Source organism: Bifidobacterium choerinum (assembly GCF_002761235.1).
GTDB classification, from domain to species: domain Bacteria; phylum Actinomycetota; class Actinomycetes; order Actinomycetales; family Bifidobacteriaceae; genus Bifidobacterium; species Bifidobacterium choerinum.
This window is the reverse complement of sequence record NZ_CP018044.1, coordinates 1,533,699-1,558,797: the sequence shown is the minus strand read 5'-3', so window position 1 is coordinate 1,558,797 and position 25,099 is coordinate 1,533,699. Positions and strand designations below refer to the sequence as shown.

The 25,099-nt window shown below is 67.4% G+C and carries 20 protein-coding genes and 1 tRNA gene; 3 read left to right on the top strand and 18 right to left on the bottom strand.

Going from position 1 to position 25,099, the window contains the following annotated elements:
• Nucleotides 1-9 precede the first annotated feature (9 nt).
• The 9 genes from BcFMB_RS06210 to BcFMB_RS06170 all read right to left on the bottom strand — a co-directional run bounded on the left by BcFMB_RS06210 (nt 10) and on the right by BcFMB_RS06170 (nt 7,617).
• Nucleotides 10-894, bottom strand: a complete 885-nt coding sequence (locus tag BcFMB_RS06210) for a hypothetical protein (RefSeq protein ID WP_024540893.1) — start codon at nt 892-894, stop codon at nt 10-12.
• 88 nt (nt 895-982) lie between these two features.
• Complete coding sequence (locus BcFMB_RS06205; protein ID WP_024540892.1) at nt 983-1,699, bottom strand: histidine phosphatase family protein; 717 nt, start codon at nt 1,697-1,699, stop codon at nt 983-985.
• Between the two features lie 18 nt (nt 1,700-1,717).
• Nucleotides 1,718-2,113, bottom strand: a complete 396-nt coding sequence (gene rsfS / locus BcFMB_RS06200; protein ID WP_099721298.1) for a ribosome silencing factor — start codon at nt 2,111-2,113, stop codon at nt 1,718-1,720.
• A gap of 1 nt (nt 2,114) precedes the next feature.
• The gene (gene glmU, locus BcFMB_RS06195) at nt 2,115-3,497 is read right to left on the bottom strand and encodes a bifunctional UDP-N-acetylglucosamine diphosphorylase/glucosamine-1-phosphate N-acetyltransferase GlmU (RefSeq protein ID WP_099721297.1); all 1,383 of its coding nucleotides are present in this window, start codon (nt 3,495-3,497) and stop codon (nt 2,115-2,117) included.
• A 98-nt stretch (nt 3,498-3,595) separates the two neighbouring features.
• A tRNA-Gln gene (locus BcFMB_RS06190) sits at nt 3,596-3,669 on the bottom strand.
• Nucleotides 3,670-3,738: 69 nt separating this feature from the next.
• Nucleotides 3,739-4,758 (bottom strand): ribose-phosphate diphosphokinase, encoded by a 1,020-nt coding sequence (locus BcFMB_RS06185; protein WP_099721296.1) that lies wholly within the window; start codon nt 4,756-4,758, stop codon nt 3,739-3,741.
• A gap of 78 nt (nt 4,759-4,836) precedes the next feature.
• Nucleotides 4,837-5,562: a nicotinate-nucleotide adenylyltransferase gene (nadD, locus tag BcFMB_RS06180; RefSeq protein ID WP_024540888.1), complete on the bottom strand. Its 726-nt coding sequence runs from the start codon at nt 5,560-5,562 to the stop codon at nt 4,837-4,839.
• Between the two features lies 1 nt (nt 5,563).
• On the bottom strand, nt 5,564-6,118 hold the full coding sequence (locus tag BcFMB_RS06175) for a phosphoribosylglycinamide synthetase (protein WP_232513916.1): 555 nt from the start codon (nt 6,116-6,118) through the stop codon (nt 5,564-5,566).
• A gap of 185 nt (nt 6,119-6,303) precedes the next feature.
• A complete protein-coding gene (locus BcFMB_RS06170) occupies nt 6,304-7,617 on the bottom strand; it encodes a glutamate-5-semialdehyde dehydrogenase (protein WP_024540886.1) in 1,314 nt (437 codons plus the stop codon).
• 177 nt (nt 7,618-7,794) lie between these two features.
• Here BcFMB_RS06170 and thrC point away from each other — a divergent pair, with 177 nt between their 5' ends.
• On the top strand, nt 7,795-9,282 hold the full coding sequence (gene thrC / locus BcFMB_RS06165; protein WP_099721295.1) for a threonine synthase: 1,488 nt from the start codon (nt 7,795-7,797) through the stop codon (nt 9,280-9,282).
• A gap of 310 nt (nt 9,283-9,592) precedes the next feature.
• On the opposite strand, the gene BcFMB_RS06160 is transcribed toward thrC, so the two are convergent.
• The 3 genes from BcFMB_RS06160 to BcFMB_RS06150 all read right to left on the bottom strand — a co-directional run bounded on the left by BcFMB_RS06160 (nt 9,593) and on the right by BcFMB_RS06150 (nt 13,319).
• Entirely contained in the window at nt 9,593-10,270 is a 678-nt protein-coding gene (locus tag BcFMB_RS06160) for an HAD family hydrolase (protein WP_024540884.1), read from the bottom strand.
• 316 nt (nt 10,271-10,586) lie between these two features.
• Nucleotides 10,587-12,314 carry a DNA repair protein RecN gene (gene recN / locus BcFMB_RS06155; RefSeq protein ID WP_024540883.1) on the bottom strand — a complete coding sequence of 576 codons (1,728 nt, stop codon included), beginning with the start codon at nt 12,312-12,314 and terminating at the stop codon, nt 10,587-10,589.
• A 3-nt stretch (nt 12,315-12,317) separates the two neighbouring features.
• On the bottom strand, nt 12,318-13,319 hold the full coding sequence (locus tag BcFMB_RS06150; protein WP_024540882.1) for an NAD kinase: 1,002 nt from the start codon (nt 13,317-13,319) through the stop codon (nt 12,318-12,320).
• 362 nt (nt 13,320-13,681) lie between these two features.
• Here BcFMB_RS06150 and BcFMB_RS06145 point away from each other — a divergent pair, with 362 nt between their 5' ends.
• Together BcFMB_RS06145 and BcFMB_RS06140 are read left to right on the top strand one after the other, a co-directional pair.
• On the top strand, nt 13,682-15,145 hold the full coding sequence (locus BcFMB_RS06145; RefSeq protein ID WP_024540881.1) for a TrkH family potassium uptake protein: 1,464 nt from the start codon (nt 13,682-13,684) through the stop codon (nt 15,143-15,145).
• A gap of 381 nt (nt 15,146-15,526) precedes the next feature.
• A complete protein-coding gene (locus tag BcFMB_RS06140; protein ID WP_024540880.1) occupies nt 15,527-16,177 on the top strand; it encodes a potassium channel family protein in 651 nt (216 codons plus the stop codon).
• A gap of 762 nt (nt 16,178-16,939) precedes the next feature.
• Here the strand turns inward: BcFMB_RS06140 and BcFMB_RS06135 are convergent.
• The 6 genes from BcFMB_RS06135 to argH all read right to left on the bottom strand — a co-directional run bounded on the left by BcFMB_RS06135 (nt 16,940) and on the right by argH (nt 24,893).
• Nucleotides 16,940-17,686, bottom strand: a complete 747-nt coding sequence (locus BcFMB_RS06135) for a TlyA family RNA methyltransferase (RefSeq protein ID WP_024540879.1) — start codon at nt 17,684-17,686, stop codon at nt 16,940-16,942.
• Between the two features lies 1 nt (nt 17,687).
• Nucleotides 17,688-18,761 (bottom strand): HAD-IIA family hydrolase, encoded by a 1,074-nt coding sequence (locus BcFMB_RS06130; protein WP_024540878.1) that lies wholly within the window; start codon nt 18,759-18,761, stop codon nt 17,688-17,690.
• A gap of 7 nt (nt 18,762-18,768) precedes the next feature.
• Nucleotides 18,769-20,523: a tetratricopeptide repeat protein gene (locus BcFMB_RS09995; protein WP_024540877.1), complete on the bottom strand. Its 1,755-nt coding sequence runs from the start codon at nt 20,521-20,523 to the stop codon at nt 18,769-18,771.
• Between the two features lie 115 nt (nt 20,524-20,638).
• Complete coding sequence (tyrS, locus tag BcFMB_RS06120; protein WP_024540876.1) at nt 20,639-21,961, bottom strand: tyrosine--tRNA ligase; 1,323 nt, start codon at nt 21,959-21,961, stop codon at nt 20,639-20,641.
• Nucleotides 21,962-22,466: 505 nt separating this feature from the next.
• Nucleotides 22,467-23,009 (bottom strand): HD domain-containing protein, encoded by a 543-nt coding sequence (locus tag BcFMB_RS06115; RefSeq protein ID WP_232513765.1) that lies wholly within the window; start codon nt 23,007-23,009, stop codon nt 22,467-22,469.
• Between the two features lie 342 nt (nt 23,010-23,351).
• Complete coding sequence (argH, locus tag BcFMB_RS06110) at nt 23,352-24,893, bottom strand: argininosuccinate lyase (protein WP_099721294.1); 1,542 nt, start codon at nt 24,891-24,893, stop codon at nt 23,352-23,354.
• Nucleotides 24,894-25,099: the final 206 nt, after the last annotated feature.

Genomic DNA, 25,099 nt, shown 5'->3' with positions numbered 1-25,099 from the left:
GGAACACCGTCACTGGGTCTGCTGGCCGGTGTCGTCCTTGTGTCCGGAGTCGCCCTGCGTGGTCGTTCCCTCCTGCCCGTCGTCCGTGGAGCCGCCGTTCTGCGACCCGTCGCCGGTTCCCGCGCTCTGCGACCCGTCGCCGGTTCCCGCGCTCTGCGACGGCGACGGCGTCGCGCTCGGTTCGACGACCGGCGAGTTCGAGCCCTGATCGTCCTTCGTGTCCGAGCCGCCGTCCTGACGCCGGTCGTCCGTCGAGGGCGTCGACGCCGTATCCGACGCCGAAGGCTCCGGCGTCGGCGTGATGACGCTCTGCGACGGCGCCGGAGAGACGTCGCCGCCCTCCTCGCTCGTCACGCTCGGGCTGACGATGTCGTGGACGACCGAATCGGTGCCCCTGCCGCCGGTGAGCGCGAGGATGACGCCGGCGGTCACGGCTACGGCGACCAGACCGGAGACGACGGCCACGACGATCGCCACGCGCTTGTCATGACCGGTGAGCTGAGGCCCGGAGGGAGCCGGCTTCGCCGGCGCTTTCCCCGATGTGGAGGCGCCGGCGCCGTTCGACGCGACGACGCGGCCCTTGCGTCCGCGTTCCTGCGCCGGCCGGCCGACCGGGGTGATCGTCTGCGTGTCGTCGGACGCATCGGAGGTCCCCTCCTGCCGTCCATCCTTCTCGCCGAGCTGCTGCGCGGCTGCGTCCTGCAGCTTCTTGCTCGAGGCGTCGATGACGTTCTTGTAGATCTGCGATGCCGACGTCGACACGATCGAGGCGACGGCGACGCCGATCACCGAGCCTGCGATGCCGATCTTCGACGACAGCAGGAACGACGTGACCGCCGCGAGCGCGCCCGCGAGCAGCTGGGAGAACGATAGTCCATTGAAAAAATTCTTCACGGTCGATTCATCCGATCATGGCGCGCCCGCCGGCCGCTTGGACCGTCGGGCGCGTCGGTGGGCAGAACTGCCATAAGCATAGACCAGTTCACCGTCCGTCGGCCTTATGCCGTGTCGGGTTCTCCCACAGCTCAGTGTCGGCGAGCGCGGGCCCGTGGTTGTAGTCGACGAGGATCCAGCGGTCGGGGTCGTCGAGCCCCGCGTTGACCAGACGCGCCCAGTGCGCGTTGCGCATCGATGTGACGGAGACGAAGTCCGGCAGCGCCAAGCCGATGCCGAACAGCACCTGCAGCATGTTCTCGATGAGCGCGCCATGGGAGAACACGAACAGATCGGTGTCCGCGTCCGCCCGGTGCGACCAGTCGCGCAGCGCCTCGACGCCGCGTTCGCCGGCATGTTCATGGGATTCTGCCCGGTGGCGCATCTCGCCGCCGAGGCCGCGGCACCACAGCTCGAAGTCCTTCGGCCACTGCGCGTCGAGCTCCTCGCCGGACATGCCCTCCCAGTCGCCGAAGCTGCGTTCGCGCAGCCGCGGGTCGGCGTGGACCTCGAGGCCGAGCGGGTCGGCGAACAGATGCGCGGTGCGGTTCGCGCGCCGCAGGTCGGAGGCGACGACGAGCTGCCGCGCGACGGGGTCGCGTTCGACGTAGAGCCTGCGCAGCGCGTCGCCGGTCTGGCGCGCCTGCCAGACCCCCACGTCGTCGAGCGGGATGTCGATGCTGCCCTGAACGCGGCCGGCGAGGTTGTAGGAGGTGCGCCCATGGCGCACGAGCGTAATCGAACGCACCGTCCCGATCGCCGTCATCGTCGCCCCCCCCATCGGTCAGTCGGCGTCGGCGGCCGCGTCGGCCGCCTCGGGTAGTTCGAGGTCGATGCGCGGGCAGTCGCGCCACAGGCGTTCAAGCCGGTAGAAGTCGCGCGCCTCCTCATGCATGACGTGGATGATGAAATCGCCGTAGTCGAGCAGGATCCACTGCGCCTCCTGGATGCCTTCGCGGCCCTGGGGCTTGAGCTTGCCGCCCTTCGTGTACAGGTCCTTCTCGATCTCCTCGGCGACGGCGAGCACCTGGCGCTCGTTCGTCGCCAACGCGACGAGCATGCAGTCGGTGATGCCGACCAGGTCGCTCACGTCGTAGGCGACGATGTCGGACGCCTTCATGCGGTCGGCCGCCGCGGCCGCGATCCGCACCGATGCGATGGATGATTCAAGTGCCGTCATATCAACGCTCCCAAGCTGGTTTCCAATGCTGCACGATGTGCTGCGTGTTCTCCGAATAGACCATCGCGTCGTCCGGCACGTCATGGCGGATCACCGATCCGGCGCCGCTCGTGACATGGTCGCCGACCTCGACCGGCGCGACGAAGAGGTTGCCGGCGCCGATGTGCACGTCCGAGCCGATCGTCGTGTGGTTCTTGTGCACGCCGTCGTAGTTGGCAGTGATCGTGCCGCCGCCGATGTTCGTGCGCTCGCCGAGGTCGGCGTCGCCCACGTAGCTCAGATGCGGCACCTTCGTGCCGTCGCCGATGTGCGCCTTCTTCATCTCGACGAAGGCACCCGCCTTCGAGCCCTCGCCGAGCTCGTTGCCGGGACGCAGGTACGTCCACGGCCCGATGTTCGCGTCGCGGCCGATGTGCGACTCCTGCACGCGCGAGCGTTCGACGTGCGCGCCGGCGTCGACGGTCGCGTCGATGAGCGTCGTGTACGGGCCGACGACGGCCTCCTCGCCGACGGCCGTGCCCCCCTGCAGGAAGCAGCCGGGCAGGATCGTCGCGTCGCGGCCGATCGTCACGTCGTCCTCGATCCACGTCGTCGACGGGTCGAGGATCGTCACGCCCTCATGCATCCAGTACTCGCACACGCGCAGGTTGTGGGCGCGCGCGAGCGCGGCGAGCTGCACGCGGTCGTTGACGCCTTCGACGCTCAGCGGGTCGGGCGCCGCGAAGGCGCCGACCTTGCCGCTCGCCTTCGCCGCCTTGAGCGCGTCGGTCAGGTAGAACTCGCCCTGCGCGTTGTCGGCGTCGAGGTCGGCGATTGCGGCGGCGAGCGCATGCGCGTCGAAGACGTACACCGACGTGTTCACCTCGCGCACGGCGAGCTCGCTGCTGTTCGCGTCCTTCTGCTCGACGATCTTGAGGACGTCGCCGTCGGGGGCGCGGATGATGCGTCCGTAGCCGGTCGGGTCGTCGAGCACCGTCGTGAGCACCGTCGCGTCGTCGCCGCTGGCCGCATGGTAGTCGAGCAGCGCGCGCAGCGTGCCCGTGTCGAGCAGTGGCATGTCCGACGCCGTGATCAGCACGTCGCCGTCGAGGTCGCCGCCGGCCGTCAGCTGGCGCATCGCGCACTGCACGGCGCGGCCGGTGCCGGGGATGTCGTCCTGCTCGACGATCGTCACGTCGGGGTCGTAGCCGCGCGCCGCCTCGGCGACGCGTTCGCCCTGATGGCGCACGACGACGGCGAGCGTAGCGGGCCCGAGCGCCTCGACGGAGGACATGACGCGTTCGAGGAAGGTCTTGCCCGCGAAGGTGTGCAGCACCTTCGGCTTCGACGAGCGCATGCGCGTGCCCTCGCCGGCTGCCAGCACGATTGCGGCGGTTACCGTCATCTGTTCTCCTTTGCGAGGACGGGGCCGATCGCCCCGTCATGGTCCCTGATGCGAAAGGCGTCCACATCCAAACGCCGAAGGCCGGATGCGGACGCCGCTGGCTCCCCCACCTGGACTCGAACCAAGACAAAGGGTTCCAAAGACCCGTGTGCTGCCATTACACCATGGGGGAACGGCGGGCGGACCCGCCAAGTGTTCATTATGCCATAGGGCCGGACCATGGGCGCGACCCCGTGGCGGGTCAGGCAAAGAGGAAGCCCTGGCCGTGGTGCTCGGGATAGGTCTCGAAGAGCTCGGCGACCGAGCCGTCCTCGAACACCGCCTTGATCGCGCTCGCCAGCAGCGGCGCGATCGACAGTACGGTCAGGCCGTCCCAGCGCTTCTCCTCGGGGATCGGCACCGTGTCGGTGAGCACGACCTCGCGCGCGCCGCAGCTCTTGAGCCGTTCGACGGCCGGGCCGGAGAGCACGCCGTGGGTCGCCACGACGGTCACCGACTTCGCGCCGGCCTCCTGCAGCACCTTGCACGCGCCGGCGATCGTGCCGGCCGTGTCGATCAGGTCGTCGACGAGCACGCAGTCCTTGCCCCTGACGTCGCCGACGACGCGGTTCGCGACGGCCTGGTTCGGCCTCGTGATGTCGCGCGTCTTGTGCACGAAGGCGAGCGGGCCGCCGCCGAGGCGCTGCGCCCACTGCTCGGCGACGCGGATGCGGCCGGCGTCCGGGGAGACGACGGTCACATTGTCGAGCTGGTTGGAGAAACGGTCGCGGATGTAGTCGACGAGCACCGGCATCGCGATCAGATGGTCGACCGGGCCATCGAAGAAGCCCTGCGACTGCGCGGCGTGCAGGTCGACGCTCATGATGCGGTCGGCGCCGGCCGTCTTGAGCAGGTCGAAGACGAGACGGCACGAGATCGGCTCGCGGCCGCGGTGCTTCTTGTCCTGGCGCGAATAGCCGAGCAGCGGGCTCACGGCCGTGATCGAACGCGCCGACGCGCGCTTGAGGGCGTCGATCATGATGAGCTGCTCCATGATCGACTGGTTGACCGGGTTGCTGTGGCTCTGCAGCACGAAGACGTCGGCGCCGCGCACGGATTCGGTGTAGCGCACGTACATCTCGCCGTTCGCGAAGTCGTAGGCGGTCGTCTCGAGCACGTCGATGCCGAGCTGGTCGGCGACGTCACGGGCGAGCTTGGGATGCGCCCTTCCGGTGACGAGTATCAGGTTCTTGTCTGGTTTGCCTTCGAGGATTGCGCTCACCGTATCTCCAAACGTCGGTTGGTTCGTAGCCGAGTCCCCAGTGTAGTGCCGGCAGCTGACGTGGGCGGAGGGGACTCCTCAGCCGCGCCCGCGGTACAGGCCGTGCTTGCCGATGTACTGGACGACGCCGTCGGGCACGAGGTACCACACCGGCTCGCCGTGCGTCGCGCGGTCGCGCACGTCGGTCGACGAGATCGCCAGCGCCGGGATCTCGAGCATGTCGACGCGCCCCGCCGGCAGCGTGACCGCCGACGAATAGCCGGGGCGCGTGACGGCGACGAAGTGCGCGATGCGGAACATCTGCTCGACGTCCTTCCAGCGCATGATCTCGGCGACGGCGTCCGCGCCGGTGATGAAGAACAGCTCGGCGTCCGGATACAGCGCGCGCAGGTCGCGCAACGTGTCGATCGTGTAGGTGACGCCGGGACGGTCGATGTCGACGCGCGAGACGGTGAACTTCGGGTTCGACGCCGTGGCGATGACGGTCATCAGATAGCGGTCCTCGGCGTTCGTCACATGCTTGTCGAGCTTGAAGACCGGACGCCCGGTCGGCACGAAGACGACCTCGTCGAGGTCATAGACCCACGAGACCTCGGACGCGGCGACGAGATGGCCGTTGTGGATCGGGTCGAAGGTGCCGCCCATGATGCCGATGCGCGGGCGCGTGTGCCAGTTGCCGCGCGGCGAACGGCGCCCCGGCGGCGAGACGAGGTGCGCCGTGGCCGCGTCGGACACCGACAGCTCGGCCATGCGCCGTGGCGCGTCGGCGACGCGCGACGCGTCGCCGTTGTCGCTGCCCGCCATGTCAGCGCTTCTCCTCGGCGCCGGCCGCGGCGCTGTCGGCGGCGACGCGATCGATCTCCTGCTGCAACGTGAGCTCCTGGGCGCGGTCGTCGGCGGCGTCGCCGTCGGGGTCGATCTTGCCCATGTCCTCATTCCATTCGTCCTGCACGACGCGCCGGATCTCGGCGAAGGTCGGCAGCAGGAAGCTCGGCTGGAACGCGCGGCGCACATGGGCGACGCGTTCGGTGATGCGGATGAGCGTGTCGGTCATGCCGTCGATGTCGTTGTCGCGTTCCATCGTGCGGAAGCGGTCGATGTAGTCCTCCATCAGCACGATCTGTTCGACGACTTCGCGGTAGCGTTCGTCGTCGACGTCGACGACGTCGGCGGCGTCCGTCTCCGGCCATCCGATGAGCACGGCGTCGGCGTACTCGAGCGACGCGCGCTGCGCCGCCGAGGCGATGCCGTCCTCGATCTGCACGAGGAACACGTAGCGCACGAGGCTGAGCCGTTCGGAGGCGACCTTGAGCAGGTTGCGCCGGTCGGCGAGGTCGACGCCCCATGGGTTCGCGAGCACATGCGCGTCGTCGAAGGTGACGGTCGCCGCGTCGTCGCGCGCCGTGGATCCATTGTCCGCGACGCCGGCGTTCGCCGGCGCGTCGTTCTTCGCAACGCCGTTCCTCGCGGCGTCGGCGGACGTCATCGTTCCGTCGTCGTTCCTGACGTCGTCCGCACCGTCGTTCACGCCGTCGTTGCGCACGCTCATGCCCTCACCTGTCCCGTGCCGTAGCCGATCCATTTCGTCGTCGTCATCTCCTGCAGTCCCATCGGGCCGCGCGCGTGCATCTTCTGCGTCGAGATGCCCAGCTCGGCGCCGAAGCCGAACACGCCGCCGTCGGTGAAGCGCGTCGAGGCGTTGACCATGACGACCGCCGAGTCGACGTCCTTCGTGAACCGTTCGATCGCGCCGTAGTCCTCGGCGAGGATCGCCTCGGTGTGGTGCGTCGAATAGCGGTTGATGTGCGCGATCGCCTCATCCATCGAATCGACGACGCGCACGCCGATCTCGAGGGCGAGGTACTCGGTGCCCCAGTCGGTCTCGTCGGCCTCGAACAGCTTGATGTCGCGGATGTTCGCGTCGCCGATGATCTTATACGAGACCTCGTCGGCGTGCATGACGACGTCGGCGTCCGCGAGCGCCTTCGCGACGGCCGGCAGGAACTCCTCGGCGATGTCGCGGTGGACGATGAGCTTCTCGGCGGCGTTGCACACGCCGACGCGCTGCGTCTTCGCGTTGAGGATGACCGGGATGGCCTTGGCGAGGTCGGCGGAACGGTCGACGTAGATGTGCACGTTGCCGGCGCCGGTCTCGATGACCGGGACCTTCGACTTCTCGACGACGGCCTGGATGAGCTGGGCGCTGCCGCGCGGCACGAGCAGGTCGATGTGGCCGCGCGCCTCCATCATCGCCGTCGCGCCCTCGCGCCCGTAGGCGTCGACGGAGCCGACGAGCGCGTCGTCGAAGCCGAGTTCGCGCAGCGTGTCGCCGACGATGGCGAGCGTCGCCGCGTTCGTGCGCTCCGCCGCGTGGCCGCCGCGCAGAATCGCCGCGTTGCCGGACTTGATGCACAGCGCGATGACGTCGACGGTCACGTTCGGCCGCGCCTCGTAGATCATGCCGATGACACCCATCGGCACGCGCACCTGCTGCAGACGCAGGCCGTTGGGAGCCTCGAAGCCGCGCACGACCTGGCCGACCGGGTCGGGAAGCGTCGCGACGTGGCGCATGTCGTCCGCCGACGCGGCGACGCGCGTCACGTCGAACTTGAGACGGTCCAGCTTGCCGGCGTCCATGCCGTCCTCGAAGGCGCGGTCCATGTCGAGCGCGTTCGCGCCGGCGATTTCGTCGGCGCGCGCGTCGAGCGCGTCGGCGATCGCGTTGAGGATGCCGTTCTTGACGTCGGTCGTGGCCTTCGCGAGCTTCGCCTGCGCGGCGCCCGCACGGTCGGCCATCGCGCACACCGCGTCGAAGACGTCGTCGCTGACCTTGTTGTGTTCGCTCTGTGTGTTCGTCATACTTGCACATTAGTGGACGCCCTGCCCTCATGCGCGCACACGTCCGCGGGACGGTCGCCTGGCCGCGCGCGTCCGCCCGTTCCGCGACGCGGACAGCGTCGACGCGACTTTCGTCTGTGAACCCTATACTGAAATCATCCACACACTTCATCTCTCTACATCGTTAAGGACGGACGAGTGAACAAGTTCCACAGCACACGCAGCACCACCGACTCACTGACCTCGAAGCAGGCCATCCGCAAGGGCATCGCGGACGACGGCGGCCTCTTCGTCACCGACGAACTCGGCGAACGCCTCGTCCCCATCGACGACCTCGCCGGCAGGAGCTACCAGCAGATCGCCTATGACGTGCTCTCCGTGCTCCTCGACGACTTCACCGAAGAAGAACTCAAGGCATGCATCACCAAGGCCTACGGGCCGCAGTGGTCGGACGAGCGCATCACGCCGGTCAAGCCGCTCGGACAGGACTGGGTCATGGAACTGTTCCACGGCCCCACCTCCGCGTTCAAGGACGTCGCCTTGCAGATCCTGCCGCGCTTCATGGCGCGCACGACGCCCGCCGACGGCGACCCGGACGAGAAGATCATGATCGTCACGGCCACCTCCGGCGACACCGGCAAGGCCGCGCTCGCCGGCTTCGCCGACGCCGAGGGCACCGGCATCACCGTCTTCTACCCGCAGGGCCGCGTCAGCCGCGTGCAGGAACTCCAGATGACGACGCAGCAGGGTTCCAACGTCAACGTGTGCGCGGTCGAGGGCAACTTCGACGACGCGCAGTCCACCGTCAAGAAGATCTTCGGCGACAGGGACCTCACCGCGCGTCTCGAAAAGGACGCGCACGTCGCGCTCTCATCGGCCAACTCGATCAACGTCGGCCGCCTCGTGCCGCAGGTCGTCTACTACTTCTCCGCATACGCGCAGCTGCTCGAACAGCAGGCCGTCAACGTCGGCGACCCGGTCGACTTCGTCGTGCCCACCGGCAACTTCGGCGACGTGCTCGCCGGCTACTACGCGAAGATGCTCGGCCTGCCGGTGCGCCAGCTCGTCGTCGCCTCCGACAGGAACAACGTGCTCTTCGACTTCCTGACGACCGGCACCTACAACCGCAAGCGCCCGTTCTACGAGACGATCTCGCCGTCGATGGACATCCTCATCTCCTCGAACCTCGAACGCATGCTCTACTACATGAGCGAGAAGGACCCGCGCCTGACCGCCTACCTGATGAACGACCTCGCCGAATGGGGCGCGTTCGAGGTGCCGCCGGAGCTGCTCGCCCAGATCCGCCGCCTGTTCGCCACCGGCTGGGCCGACGAGGACCAGGTGCGCCGGATGATCGCCGAATGCTTCAGCGAACACGGCTACGTGCTCGACCCGCACACCGCATGCGGCTACTTCGTCATGCAGCAGATGCCCGCCGATCCCGGCGTGCCGCGCGTGCTGCTGAGCACCGCCAGCCCGTACAAGTTCCCGCGCGTCGTCAACGAGGCGCTCGGCCTCAAGCACGACGGCACCGACTTCGAATGCATGGACGAGCTGAGCGAGAAGACCGGCACCGAGATCCCGCCGATGCTGCGCAGCCTCGAGACCGCCGACGTGCGCTTCCGCGACTGCGTCGAGATCTCCGACATGGGCCACTACGTCGAACAATGCGCCGACCGCCTGTGACACCTGTGCCGCCTTACCGGTAGCATCGTAACGCACGACCGCCCGCAGTCCTCACGACTGCGGGCGGTCGTGCGTTACGGGTCGTGCGTTACGGGTCGTGCGTTACGGGTCGTGCGTTACGGGTCGTGCGTTACGGGTCGTGCGTTACGGGTCGTGCGTTACGGGTCGTGCGTTACGGGTCGTGCGTTACGGGTCGTGCGTTACGGGTCGTGCGTTACGGGTCGTGCGTTACGGGTCGTGCGTTACGGGTCGTGCGTTACGGGTCGTGCGTCGTTTGATCCGCCGTCGCTACCGGTAGCGCCGCATCGGCTCACTGCAGCCGGCGCGGCGCGTCGGCGAAGTCGAAGAGCACGCCGTCCGCGAGCGTGCAGATGCGGTCCCAGTCGTGGTCGGAGGAATCGTCGTGCACCGCCCACACCTGCATCCCGGCGGACTTCGCCGAACGCATGCCGGCCAGCAGATCCTCGAACACGGTGCAATGGGCCGGGTCGACACCTACCTGTCGCGCCGCCAGCAGATACACGTCCGGATGCTCCTTGCCGCGGTCGCCGGCATCGTCCACGCCGACGACCGCGTCGAACAGATCAGCCATCCCCGCATGCTCGAGCGCCGGCGTGCGCAGATCGGGCAGCATCGTCGTGGCGACGGCGAGCCGCGCGCCGCTCGCCTTGAGCGCGCGCAGATAGTCGACGGCGTGCGGCTTCGGCTCCACGGCCTGCGCGTACATCCGCCTGGCCATGTCGTTCCATTCGGCGACGAGCGCCTCCGGCGTGTCGTGCAGCCCGAACCGTTCGATCGTGTATTCGGCGATTTCCATGAACTGCATGGCGCTCACCTTCGCCATGTAGTCGTCCGGCACCGTGATGCCGCGCTTCGCGAGGAACTCCTCGTCGATCCGGTCCCACACGCCCATCGAATCGAGCAACGTGCCGTCCAGATCGAAGATCGCGGCGCGCCCCGTGTTATCGGCGGCGCCGCCCGCCGTCATGTCGTCGGTCCGCGTGCCGCCGGTAAGCGAATCGTCCATTGCATTCCTCCTGTCGAACCGTCGAATCGAATCGCCGTCTGATGGGTGCCGCCCGTAAGCATAACGGCTACGGGCGGCACTCGCAGCGGCATGTGCTTCCCGTAGGCATGGCGTCGGCCGATACCGCCCGTAAGCAGGCTGTGCCGTGTGATGCCACCCATAGGAGCACAGCGCCATCCGTAGGTGCGCCGTGCCGCCCATAAGCGGGGGCGTCGCCCATGCAGGCGATGCCGCCCGTAAGCGAACGGAGGCCGCGCGGGCGCGCCGTGCCGCCATGTCACGTGAGCTTCGAGGCGGCGAGCAGCTCCTTCGCATGTTCGAGCGACGTGGGCGTCGTGCTGCCGTCGAGCATGCGCGCGATCTCCTCGGTGCGCGCGTCGCCGATGACCTCCCGCACATGTGTGCTCACGGTGCCGTCGTCGTCCTTGCTTTTGCCGACGACGAACTGGCTGTCGGCCCACGACGCGACCTGCGGCAGATGCGTCACGACGATCACCTGCGCGCGCCGGGCGAGTCTGGCGAGCCTTTTGCCGAGCTCGACCCCGGCCTTGCCGCCCACGCCGGCGTCGATCTCGTCGAAGATGAACGTCATCGCCGGCACCGCCCCGTCGTCGCTGTCCGACTCGTCGGTCGCGCGCTCGCCGGCGCACGACAGCTCCAGCGCGAGCATCAGACGGCTGAGTTCGCCGCCGGACGCACTTTTGCCCATCGCGAGCGCCGGCGACCCCTTGAACGGCGTGAACAGGAATTCGACGTCGTCGCCGCCGTTCATGTCGAGCGCGTCGGCGCCGTCGCGCGCGTGCACGGCGACCGTCAGCGACGCGTCGGCCATCGCCAACTGCGCGAGTTCGCCGTCCACGTCCTTCGACAGTCGTTTCGCGGCGCGTTCGCGTGTCTTCGTCAACGCGGCCGCCGCCTTGCGCGCGGTCTCGAGGCAGCGGTCACGCCGCGCCGCGAGTTCCTCGAGCTTTTCGGGGGATGCGTCCAGGTCCTCCACGTCGAAGCGCGCCTTGTCGCGCCATGCGATGACGTCGTCGAGCGTCGGACCCCAGCGGCGCGTGAGCTCGTCGAGTTCGTGGATGCGGCCGTTGATCGTGTCGAGGTCCTCTCCCGACTCGTCGAGGTCGAGCTGCTGCGACAGCGTGAACGAGATGTCCTCGAGTTCCGCCTGCAGCGAATCGAGACGGTCCGCGCACTGTTCGAACACGCCGCCCAGACGGATGCCGCGCAGCGCCTGCGACGCGTAGCGGACGAGCTCGTCGGCGCCGCGGTACTCGCCGCCGTCGCCCTGCGACGAGTCGAGCGCGGCGAGCGCGCCGGCGACGCCCGCGTTGATCTGCGCGGCGTGCTCGATGCGTTCGCGCTGGCCTTTGAGCTCCTCGAGCTCGCCCGGCTGCGGGTCCACGCGGTCGATGCGCGCGATCGATTCGCGCAGATAGTCGGCCTGCTGGCGCATCGACGATTCCTGAGAGCTGAGCCTGCGCAGACGGTCGTCGATCTCGCGGTACGCGTTCCATGCCTTCGCGTAGGCGCGGCGCTCCTTCTCGTTGTTCGCGCAGCGGTCGAGGAACTCACGCTGGCGCGACGGCGACGCGATGCGCAGCTGGTCGCTCTGACCGTGGATTGTGATGAGTTCGCCCGCGATCGAGGCGAGCACCGACTTCGGCACCGTCCTGCCACACAGGATGGCGCGCGAACGTCCCGACGCGGGCACCGTGCGCGACACGAAGATCTCCCCGTCGTCGTCGGTGGCGCCCGCCTGTTCCGCAACCGCGAGCACGGCGTCGCCCTCGTTGGCCAGGAAGATGCCCTGCGCCCACGCCTGCTTCGCGCCGGCGGAGACGCGGCCGGAGTCGGCGGCGCCGCCGGAGATGAGCCTGATCGCGCTGAGCAGCATCGACTTGCCGGCGCCGGTCTCGCCGGTGATCGACGTCATGCCGCGCGCGGGCACGAGCTTCGCCTCGCGGATCGGTCCCAGATCACGCAGTTCGAGTTCTTCCAGCACCTGTCACCGTTCCTGTTCCGTCGTCGTGCCTTCGTCCGTCGCGTCGCCGCGTTCGGGATCGTCGAAGTCGCCCTGACCGCGCAGCGACGTGTCGACGCGCGCGCCGGCGGCGGCCGGATGCAGGTCGCGCCAGCCGACGACCGGAAGATTGAACTTCGTGACGAGTCGGCTCGTGAACGGCGCGTCGGACAACCGTGCGAGGCGCAGCCGTCCGGAGGACTGGCGAATGTCGACGCGCGCGCCGCGCGGCAGCGGGCGCTGGCGGCGGCCGTCGCAGCAGATCCAGCCGTCGGAGGTCGAATCGTCGTCGATGCGGATCGAGAACGTCGAATCCGAGCCGATGACGATTGGCCTCGAGAACAGCGCGTGCGCGGCGAGCGGCACGAGCAGCAGCGCCTCCACCGTCGGCCAGATGATCGGGCCGCCCGCCGAGAACGCGTACGCGGTCGAGCCGGTCGGCGTGGAGACGATGATGCCGTCGCAGCCGAAGGAGCTCATCGCCACGCCGTCGACGGCGATCGACAGCTCGACCATCTTGCCGCGGTCGGCGCGTTCGATCGTGATGTCGTTGAGCGCCCAGTCGCCGAGCGGCGCCGACGCGCCGGGCAGCCACACGTCCACATGCGCGATCATGCGTTCATCGATGCTGTAGTCATGCACGGCGATGCGGTGGATCGCCTCGTGGATCTGGAAGCTTTCGAATTCGGCGAGGAAGCCGACGTGCCCCATGTTGATGCCGAGGATGGGCACGTCCGTGCAGGTGACGAGTTCTGCGGCGCGCAGGATCGTGCCGTCGCCGCCGAGCACGAGCACGATCTCGGTGTCCGGGTCGACCTTCGGCGACGGCGAGCCGAAATCGGGCGCTTCCGTGTTGTCGATGACGGAGACGTCGAATCCCTCGTCACGCAGCTGTGCGATCGCGTTCTCGACGACCGTGCTGCGCCGGAGCCTCTCGTGGGTCACGACGACGACATGGCGTGGCCCTTTCGTTTCCGCTGCCTGCATGGACACCCCTTTACGCATGATGTTTCCACTCACAGTGTAATGGAACCGCCGGCGCAACGGAACCGACGCATGCGGGAGGTTTTCCCCTCGGCCATGCGCCGCCCCGCCGATTCCTACGGGCGGCACGTGCATCCCGTAGGCGCGCGCATCCGGCGCTCACGTCTACTGGATGCGCCTCACCCCCGAAGAATCGCGCCCGGCCGCGGACGCCGTGCGCCGCACGCCATGTGACGCGATCGCCGCAGGCGTCCGCGGCGCTCCCCGCAGGCGTCCGCGGTGATGCGCGGGTCGACGAAACGTCACCGACCCCTCTACAATGAGCAGCGTACTGAAAACAAGGATGGCGACCAATCGGAGGCAGCATGGCCAATCTCCTGTTCGACGAATCGGCGTCGAACAGCGACGCGTCGAAGGGATACGCCTGGTGGTTCTCCGGCGACACCTTCGAACAAGCAGCCGCTAACGAACGCCATCCCCGCAAACGTTCGCTCTCCTACCGGATCAACTCGCATCCCGGAAGGCTGACGATCCTCTACTTCCTGCTGCTCATCAGCGTATCGACGGGGCTGCTGCTGCTGCCGATAGCCACGCAGCCCGGGGAGAGGACCGAATTCTCGACGGCGTTCTTCACAGCCGTGTCCGCGCTGTCCACCTGCGGCATCTCGATCGTGAACACGACGACGCACTGGACGTACTTCGGGCAGGCCGTGCTCATCGTCTCCGTCCAGCTCGGCGGCCTCGGCGTGATGACCTTCGCGTCGCTCATCGCGCTCGCCGTCAACCATCACCTCAAGGCGATGCAACGCCTGCTCACGGCGAACGAACTCGGCACGAACAAGCTCAGCGAGATCCGCGGCGTGCTCGCCGTCGTCCTCACGACGACCTTCGTCATCGAGCTCATCACGTTCATCGCGCTGTTCCCCGGCCTGTTCCACGTCAACAAGGGCAACGTGGGCAACACGTTGTGGGAGTCGCTCTTCTTCGCCGTGATGGCGTACAACAACTCCGGCTTCACGCCCGACGGCGCCGGCCTGTACGTCGACAACTGGGCGGTCGGCATGCCGATCATGCTCTCGGCGTTCTGCGGCACACTCGGCTTCCCAGTCATCCTCAACATCTACCGCACGGCGCGACGCCATCAGAGCCCGAAACGCTGGAGCCTGCACACGAAGGTCACGCTCGTGACGACCTTCGCGATCGTGCTTGCCTCCCTCATCTGGTTCCTCACCGTCGAATGGGACAATCCGGCGCTGTTCAAGTACGCCGATGTCGAGACGCGCATGCGGCGCGCGATGGTGGCCGCCGTGATGCCGCGCTCGAGCGGCTTCGACCTGTCGTGGGTGCCGCAGGTGAGCGAGGCGACGAAGGTATTCATGAGCGTCGTCATGTTCATCGGCGGCGGCAGCACGTCGACGGCCGGCGGCATCCGCGTGACGACCTTCGCCGTCATCCTGCTCGTGTGCAAGGCCGCGTTCACCGGACACAGCGACGTCACGGCGTTCAAGCGGCGCATCCACACGCACGTCGTCATGACGGCGGTGAGCATCACGACCGCCTGCTTCGTGCTCGTCCTCTTCGCGTCGATGGCGCTCATGCTCATCACGGGCGCGTCGTTCAGCCACGCCGTCTTCGACGCATGCTCCGCCTTCGGTCTGGGCGGATACACGGTGGGCGTCGCGGACGTGAACAATCCCCCGTCCCTGTACATCCTCGCCGCGACGATGCTCGTCGGCCGCATGGGTCCGATGACGCTCGCGTACGCCGTGAGCCGTCCGCGTCAGGCCGAGCTCGTGCGCTACCCCACCGACCAGATCGTCGTCGGCTGACCGCGCCATCTGCCGGCAACGATGCGCCGCCGGCAGCACATCGTTACGGGCAGCGCATCATTATCGTTATCGGCAGCACATCGTTACAGGCAGCGTATTGCCGCCCATAAGGCAGTGCGTCCTTATGGGCGGCATCGCCTACAGGCGGCGCAACGTCACCGGATGCACACCATCGCATCACTACGGGATGCACATCACTACGGGAGACGGTGTCGCCACCGGTAGCGACACCGCTATCGATGACGCATCCATCATCATCGATTGCGCATCGTTACGGGTAGCATGCTGTAGCGGAACACAAAGGCAGGCGTACGGGTAGCGCGTCGCAGTCGGCACATCGGCTACCGGTAGCGGACCTGCAACAGACCTTAGGAGGTCAGGATGGCAGATAATCGCAGCGTGCTCGTCGTGGGACTCGGCCGTTTCGGCAGCGCGGTCGCCACGACGCTCGACGAGATGGGACAGGATGTGCTCGCCGTCGACAAGGACGCCGAGCTCGTCAACCGCTGGTCCGCGCAGATCCCCACCGTCCAGGCGGACATGACCGACGTCCTCGCGCTCGAACAGATCAACGCCTCCGATTTCGACATCGCCGTCGTGGCGATCGGCGACAGCGTCGAAGCCTCCGTCATCACCGCCGGCAACCTGCTCGACGCCGGCATCTCCGACATCTGGGCGAAATCGGTGTCCAAGGAGCACGCACGCATCCTGCAGCGCATCGGCGCACGCCACATCATCAACGCGGAGACCGACGCCGGCAAACGCGTCGGCCATCTCGTCTCCGGCAACTATCTCGACTACATCGAGCTCGAAGGCGCATACAACGTCGTCAAGATCCACACGCCGTCGCAGTTCGTCGGCTACACGATCGGCGACGCGAAGATCCACGACCGCTACGGCATCACGATCGTCGGCGTCAAATCCCCCGGCCACGAGTTCCAGTACGCGTCCAACGACCTCGAGCTGCGCCGCAACGACGAACTCATCATCATGGGCAAGCAGGACCAGATCGACCACTTTATCCGGGGCTGATCCGTTACAGGCGGCAATCCGCCCGCGCACGTCGAACAGGCCGCGCCATCGCTGCCGTACCTTAAGACTTACGGGAAGCGTCATCGCTTACGGGCAGTGCCTCCTCTTACCGGCGGCACTGCCCGTTCTGGTATGCGCCCCGCCTTTCTTACGGGATGCGCTCCGCCCGGTCATAGGTGGCACGCCCATTACGGGCAGTGCGATCGTTACGGGCAGTGCGATCGTTACGGGCAGTGCGATCGTTACGGGCGGCACGGCGTCATCCTGACTGTCGCGCCCATCACTGCTTACGGTTCGTGCCTTGCTTACAGGTCGCATGACGCGGACGGCATCTGCGTCTTTGCCTTCTTACAGGTCGCACCGTCTACGGACGGATGTCGTTCCGACGTCGCGTCGCATCGCATCGTTCCGCTCAGTCTCGCCTACGGGTAGCGGCATTGCGGAAACGAACACGGAAGGCATCCGCCGTCGGAAGATGGAGCCGGGCTTTCGCAACAGATGCCGCCCGTAAGGAGAACAGCTCGGTCGACACGACGACAGAGCTGCCCGTAAGAGAATGGTTGTGCAGTAACCCGTAAGTTAGGTGCGGCTACAAGCCAGACACGGCTACCCATAGGCATGGCACGGGCAGCTGCCCGTAAGCACAGTTAGCCACCCGTATACGATGCCGCCTGTAAGCGTCGGAAGCGCGAGAGCGCCGAAAAGGTACGAAGGCGACGGAGCGCAGGATCACAGAGTCACGGCGCGCGTCTTGACGGCGCTTCAGTCCGTCCGCGCGTAGAGCAGATATTCGATGTTGCCGTGGGTGCCTTCGATCGGCGACGGGGCGGTCGCCACGACGTGCATCCCGTAGGCGCGGGCACATTCGACGACGTGGTCGAGGGCGGCGCGGCGCTTCGCCGGATCGGTGACGATGCCGTGCTTGCCGAGCCCTGCGCGTCCCACTTCGAACTGCGGCTTGACGAGCAGCACGACCTGCGCGCCGGGTGCCGCGATACGGGCCACTACCGGTAGGACATAGGTCAGCGAGATGAAGGAGACGTCGGAGACAATCATCTGCGGACGGTACGGCAGATCGTCGGCTTCGACGTTGCGGATGTTGACGCCGCTCATCTCGATGACGCGCGCGTCGTCGGCGATCCTCGAATCGAGCTGCCCGTGGCCGACGTCAAGCGCGATCACATGGCGCGCTCCCCCGCGCAGCAGCACGTCGCAGAAGCCGCCCGTCGACGCGCCGATGTCGAGGCAGTCAAGCCCCCGCGGCCCCGTCAGTCCGTCGGCGGCGAAGACGTCGAAGGCGCCGAGCAGCTTGTAGGCGCCGCGCGAGACATAGTCGTCGGCATCGCGCACCTCGATGCGCGCGTCATCGCCGACCTTCATCGACGCCTTGCCCGCCCGCACGCCGTCGACGTACACATGGCCGTCGTCGACAAGGCGCCGCGCCTTCGCGCGCGACGGCGCCAACGCGCGCGCCGTCATCGCGACGTCGAGCCGTTCGTCCGCGCCCACGTCACGCTCCGGCGAAGGAGAACGCGGGCAGTGCGACGCCGTCCAGATCGACGCCGGCGTCGCGCAGGCTCCATCCGAGCATGCAGGCCGCACGCAGCGCGTCGACGCTCGCTGTGTCGTCGACGACGATCGCGTCGTCGACGAACCATGCCTTCGCGTCGCGGCAGCGGAACACATCGCCGCGCACGCCGGCGCCGGCCGCGCCGCCGTGTTCGCGCGTCACGGCGGGCTGCGCCTCATTGAGTCCGCGCAGGTCGAGCGCCACATAGGTCGGCCGCAGCTCCTTCGGCGCGCGGATGAGCAGGTCCGGATCGGTGACGCCGGTGAGCACGAGCAGCGAATCGTAGCCGCCTCGGTTGCCGGCCTCGATGTCCGTGTCGAGCCGGTCGCCGATCGCGAGGCTGTCGCCGACCGAGACCATGTCCTCGTCGTCGTGCGCGGCGAGCATGCGCGCCTCGTCGTACATCGCCGGTTCCGGCTTGCCCGCCGAGGCGACGGGCTCCACGCCGGTCGCGTTGACGACGGCCTGGATCATCGATCCACAGCCGGGCGCGACGCCATGCTCACGGGGAATCGTCAGGTCGCGGTTCGTCACGAAATACTGCGCGCCGCGTTCGACGGCGAACGACGCCTCGGCGAGCTGCTGCCACGTCATCTGCGGATACCAGCCCTGCACGACGGCGGTCGGCGCGCGGCCGGCGCCGTCCACGCCGTCGTCGACGATGCGCAGTCCCGCCTTGCGCACCTCGTCGCGCAGATGGTCGGCGCCGACGACGAACACGTCCACGCCGTCGTCGACGTGGCGCGCGACCATGCGCGCGGCCACGACGGACGACGTGATTACCTGCCATGCGGCCACGTCGAGCCCGAAGCCGCGCAGCTGTTCGGCGACCGTCTCCTGCATGCGCGACGAATTGTTCGTCGTGTACTCGATCGTCATGCCGTGGCCTTCGGCGTCGCGGATGGCGTCGGAGGCGTGCGCGACCGGCTGCTTGCCGTAGTAGACGACGCCGTCGAGGTCGAGCAGCGCGAGACGGTAGCGCCGTGACAGCGGCGTGTTCGTTGGTTTCAGCACGCCGCGCTCACTCCGTTTCGCTCTTGAGCTGCTCTTCGTAGTCGCCGACCTCGGCGTTCTCCTCGTCCGCGTCGTCAGCGGCGTCGGTCAGGTCGGGATCGCCCATCACGCCTTCCTCGTCGCGGCGCGTGTTGCGGTCCTCCATCTCGGCGGGTTCGATGTCCATCTCGGCGCCGGCGCGCTGCTCCTCCTCGGGGATGCGCGTCTCGTCGTCCATGTTGACCCCGTCCTCGTCGTCGAGCGGCGCGTACTGCGCGTCGTCGGGCGTCACGCCGAGCTTCGCCTGCAGGTCCTCCGGAAGGTCCTCGACGTCGTAGTCGACGACGAAGTCGTCGCTCGTCTCGTCCTCGTCGGCGTCGGCGTAACGCGCCTCGAGATCGTCGATGAGCTCGTCGAGCGCGACTGCCTCGTCGTCGCGTCCGGCCTTGGACAGGAAGTACTGCTCGGCCTGCGCGGCGCGCATGCGGTATTCGCCGGCGAGTCCCTTGGCGTGCACGAGCTTGGAGACGACCTCGATCGCCTGGTCGACCATGCCCATGTCGTTGAGCGCGCCCGCGTAGACGAGGAACATCTCCGCCTTCGCCTCGCCGGTGAGCCGCTTGGCGTTGTCGGAAAGCGCGATCTCGATCGCCTTCTTCGGCTTGTCGAGTCCGCGTTCGCAGTCGGCCATGAACGGCAGGTAGTCGAGGTAGCCGTTCATGCGGAACGCCGTCTGGAACTCGCGCAGCGCAAGCTTGTAGTCGCCCTGACGGTAGGCGACCATCGCGAGCGTCTCACGGGCGATGTCGACGCGCGACGCCTGCTTGGCGGCCCACTTGGCGTGCGCGAGCGCCGCCTGCGGGTCGTCGGCCTCGAGCGTGTACGCGGCGAGGATGTGCAGGCCGATGTTCTCGGCATGCTCCTTCGACAGGCCGCGCAGACGTTCGCGCTCGTCCTTGCTCAGCATGTTCCATTCGAGGCCCTTCGGCATGACCGGCTCGCCCGGACGGCGGTCGGTGTACGGGTTCTGCGATGGGAAGCTGACGGTGCCGTCCGAGTTCTTGCGCGAATGCGCCATGTATTCGGCGCGCTTGCGGTCGTGGGGCGCCTGGCGCTCGGCGGCGTCGTGACGCTGGCCGCGGCGGTCGTCGCGGCGGTCGTCATGGCGGAAATTGCGGCGGTCGTCGCCGCCACGGAAATTGCGGCGCTGGCCGTTGCCGTCACGACGGAAATCACGACGATCGTCGTCACCACGGCGGAAGTCACGACGCTGACCGCCGTTGCCGCCGTTGCGGTTGCTGCGATGGAAGTCACGGCGGTCGTCGTCACGACGGAAGCCGCGACGCTGGCCGTCGCCGTCACGACGGAGATCACGACGATCGTCGTCACCACGGCGGAAGTCACGACGCTGACCGCCGTTGCCGCCACGATGGAAGTCGCGGCGCTGTCCGCCGCGCTCGTCGTCGCGTCCACGGAAACGATTGCCGGAACGCTGACCGCCGTTGCCGCCGTTGCCGTTGCGGTGGAAGCGACGCTGTCCGTCGCCGTCACGACGGAACTCGCCGCCGCCCTCGCCGTCACGGCGGAAGTCGTTGTTCCTGCCGCCGCCGTTGCCGTTGCGGTGGAAGTTGCGTCCGCCGCCGTTGCGGTTGCCGCGATGGAAGTCCGAGCCGCCGCGCGAACGGAAGCCGCCGCCGGAGCCGTGACGATGGCCGCCGTTGCCCGATCCGTAGCGGCGGTTGCCGCCTTGGGAATGATGCTGTGATCCGCGTTCGTCTGCCATGTTCGTACCTTTTCAATCGAGAGGCGGGCATGTCGCCCGCCTCGTCCGTCATTGTCTTCCAGTGTAGTCAATCAGCGGTCCGGATCCGCCGTTTCGGCTGTCGGTGTGCAAAAAATCAGCCGAGTTCGACGACGCCGAGCGCCTTCTTGCCGCGGCGCAGGATCGCGAAGCGTCCCTGCAGGAAGTCGTCGCCGCCGAGCAGCTGCTCCTCGTCCTCGACGCGCGCGTTGTTGAGGTACACGCCGCCGGACTTGATCGTCTTACGCGCCTCGGAGATCGACTTGAACAGGCCGGCCCTGACGCCGGCCTCGCTGACGCGGTCGCCGGCAGCGGCCTTCGCGAAGGCCTTGGCGCCGTCCTCGTCCTCGACCTTGAGTCCTTCGAGCGCGGCTTCGAGGATGTCCTCGCCGATCTCGGCCACGTCGCCGCCGCGGCCGAACAGCGCGGTGGACGCCTCGATCGCCTGACGCGTCGCATCCTCGCCGTGCACGAGGCTCGTGACCTCCCATGCGAGCGCGCGCTGCGCCTCGCGGGCGCCCGGGTTCGTCTCGGTGGCTTCGAGCAGCTCCTCGATGCGCGCCTTCGGCAGGAACGTGAACGCCTTGAGCAGGCGCTCCATCTCGGCGTCCGGACGGTTGACCCAGAACTGGTAGAACTTGTACGGGCTGAGCATCGAGCCGTCGAGCCACACGGCGTTGCCTTCGGACTTGCCGAACTTCTTGCCGGTCGCGTCGGTGATGATCGGGCTGGCCATGACGTTGACGTTGACACCGCGCACCTTGTGGATGAGGTCGAGGCCGGAGGTGAGGTTGCCCCACTGGTCGGAGCCGCCGAGCTCGAGGACGCAGTTGAAGTGGTCGTACAGATGCAGGAAGTCGTTGCCCTGCAGCACCTGATAGCTGAATTCGGTGAAGGAGATGCCCTCCTCCGAGTTGAGGCGGCGGGCGACGATGTCCTTCGACAGCATCGTGCCGACGCGGAAGTTCTTGCCGACGTCGCGCAGGAAGTCGAGCACGTTCATCGTCGCGGTCCAGTCGTAGTTGGACACGAAGGTCACCGGGTTGTCGCCCTCCTGCACGAGGATGTCGCCGATCTGGATGCGCAGGCGCTCGCACCACTGCTCGACGACGTCCTTCGGGTTGAGGATGCGCTCGCCGGACTGGCGCGGGTCGCCGATGAGGCCGGTGGCGCCGCCGACGAGGGCGATCGGATGATGGCCGGCCTCCTGCAGGTGGCGCATGATGATGAGCTGCACGAGATTGCCGATGTGCAGCGACGGCGCCGTCGGATCGAAGCCGCAGTAATAGTAGATGGGCTCCCCGTTCAATGTCTCGGCGAGTCGATCCCTGTCGGTGGATTGCGAGATCAACCCGCGCCATTGCAATTCATCGAGCACGGAGTCGAATCCGGCTTCCTTGAAATCGATGACGTGAGCCATGCCAAACATCTCCTTGTGAAGTTTTCGAAGGTGCTCCCCGCCGTCCGGTCGGCGCGGAGCAAACACTGCCAGTGTGTCACACCTCGCCGACACTGCGCCGACGGCGTCACGGCCGCATCCACTCGCCTGTCGACTCCCCGAGATGCACCATGCCGCCCCGCGCGAGACCGCTCTCCCTCAGTGCCTTCCCTACCGGCTGCACCCCCGATTCCCTACCGGCGGCACATCTCGATTCCCTACGGGCGGCACCGCCGATTCCTTACGGGCAGCACCGCCGATTCCTCATCGATGGCGCCGTCTTGCAGGCGCCGCTTCTCGGTTCCCTACCGGTGGCACCATCGATTCACCGTCAACACTTATGGGTAGCACCTCTTACGGGCGGCATCGTCGATTCCCGACAGATTCCTTACGGGCGGCATCATCGGATTCCTATCGGCAGCGCCCCCGATTGCCCATCGACGGCGTCATCGATGGGCAAATCCTTACGGGCAGCATCATGTACCCCCTACCGGCGACGTCGCTGACGCTTACGGGCGGCATCCGCACGTTTACGCCGCAACAGCCGCGACATCCACGATGCGAGCGTCTCTTGGATGGCGCTCGCCGTATCGGCGACGTTCACAATGACCCCCTCAAGATGTTTCGGCGGTATCGGCGTCAGAGGAAACATATGCGTGCGGATGCTGTTCGCGACGACGTCGTCGATCTCGAAATCGGTGCGCGCGTTGCGTTCGGCGGCGTACGGGTGGCGGAATCCGTGCAGCCGATGGCTGCCGTCGTCGTAGTCGTGCCAATCGTACAGGAAGTAGTCGTGCAGCAGTGCCGCCCGTACGAGCGCGCGCAGGTTCACATGGTTCCACAGTCGCAGCCGATCGGCGATCGCCACGCTCAGTCGCGCCACCTCCAGCGAATGCTCGTACGTCGTGACGTCGCCGTGCTGCAGACTTCGTTTTTCGATCTCCATGTGCTCGTGGTCCAGAATGTCCTGCCCGTAGTGATGCACGATGGCGTCGATGCGTTCCCGACTCAGCATGCGCTCCCCCTTCATTCATCCGACCATGATGCGGCCATCCGCAATCGGTGCCGTTCTCTTACGGGATGCATCCCGTAAGAGAACGCCTCCCTAGACAGTGCGTCCCGTAAGCGTATGCGGACGCAGACGATATTGTTCACGGACGCCGCTGCCCGTAAGCGATGGCCGTGCTCAATCCCCGGGCGATACGTAGACGGCGCCGTGCTCCGAACGTTGCCGCCCGTAGACGATTGCGGGACGATATATGCGCGGCGCACGCGGCAGTCGACGGCGATGTCGACGGCCGTGTGCGCCGCGCGAACGCATGGGCGCACCGCCGGAGGTCTCCGTGCGGCGCGCCCATGCGTCAGGCGGACGTCACTGTTTCTTCGCGAGGGAGCCGGCCGCCTTGTAGGCGATGCCGTCGCTCTTGGCCTGGAACATGCCGTGCAGGCGCTCGATCTGCGACTTCGCCGACATGATCTGTTCACGCACGCGCGTCGGCGCCGTGCCGCCCTTGCCGGCGCGCGCGGAGACGGAACCCTCCGTCGACAGCACCTCGCGCACCTTCACCGCCTGCTCCGGCGCCACGAAACCGCGGAAGATCTCGATGAAATCGTCGTCGGACAGGTCCCACAGCTCCTCGCCGCGGCTTTCGGCCAGCTTGACGCATGCGCCGGAGAGTTCGTGCGCATGGCGGAACGGCACGCCGTTCTTCACGAGCCACTCGGCGATGTCGGTCGCGAGCGCGAAGCCGGTCGGCGCCTCCTGTTCGAGACGCTCCGCATTGAAGCGCATCGTGCGCACCATGCCGGTGAACGCGGGCAGCAGCACCTCGAGCGTGTCGGTCTGGTCGAACACCGCCTCCTTGTCCTCCTGCAGGTCGCGCGCGTACGCGGTGGGCAGGCCCTTGAGCGTCGCGAGCAGGCCGGTGAGGTCGCCGATGAGACGGCCGGCCTTGCCGCGCGCGAGCTCGGCGATGTCCGGGTTCTTCTTCTGCGGCATGATCGACGAGCCGGTGGAGTACGCGTCGTCGAGCGTGACGAAGCCGAACTCCTGCGTGTTCCAGATGATGATCTCCTCCGACAGTCTGGAGATGTCGACGCCGATCATCGCGGCGACGAACGAATATTCGGCGACGAGATCGCGGCTCGACGTGCCGTCGATCGAGTTCTCGGTGACCTTCGTGAAGCCGAGTTCGCGCGCGACGGCCGTCGGTTCCAGGCCGAGCGTGTTGCCGGCGAGCGCGCCGGAGCCGTAGGGGCTCGCGTCGACGCGGCTGTCCCAGTCGATGAAGCGTTCGACGTCGCGCAGCAGCGGCCACACGTGCGCCATGAGCTGATGTGCGAGCAGCACCGGCTGCGCGTGCTGCATGTGCGTGCGCCCCGGCATGACGGTGCGGCCCGCCGCCTTCGCCTGCTCGCACAGCGCGTCGGCGAGCGCGAGCACCTGCTTGGCGACGATGCGTGCGTGGCGGCGCAGCCACATGCGGATGAGCGTCGCGATCTGGTCGTTGCGCGAACGTCCGGCGCGCAGCTTGCCGCCGAGTTCGTCGCCGGCGATGTCGATGAGTCCGCGCTCGAGCGCCGTCGCCTCGTCCTCATCGTCCTCGATCGGCGCGAACTCGCCGCTGTCGACGCGGCGCTGCAATTCGTCGAGCGCGTTCTCCATGCGCTGCAGCTCGTCGGGAGTGAGCAGGCCCGCACGGCCGAGCGCACGCGCGTGGGCGCGCGAGCCGGCGATGTCGTCGTCGGCGAGTCGCCAGTCGAACTGCGTGGACTTGCTCAGCAGCGCGAGCTCGGGCGACGGGCCGGAGGAGAAACGGCCTCCCCACAACGCGAGATGCTCCCCCGACGGCTGTTGCTGCGCGGTCGGCGAGGTCTCGATGTCGGTCGTTCCGACGATGCGTTCGTCACTCATGATGTCTCCATGTCTCCTTCGTCGCCATGCCGACGACGTGATATGCAGTGGCGCGCGACGTCAGGCGCACCTGTGTTTTCTTCCTGCCGGTGTTCATCCTACCGGTGTTCGTCGAAATCCGCCGCCGTTTTCCACGTCCGCCGGCCGCCGAAGGTCGTCACGGCCCGTTACGGGACGTACGTCCTGCGTCATCTATCGTCATCTAT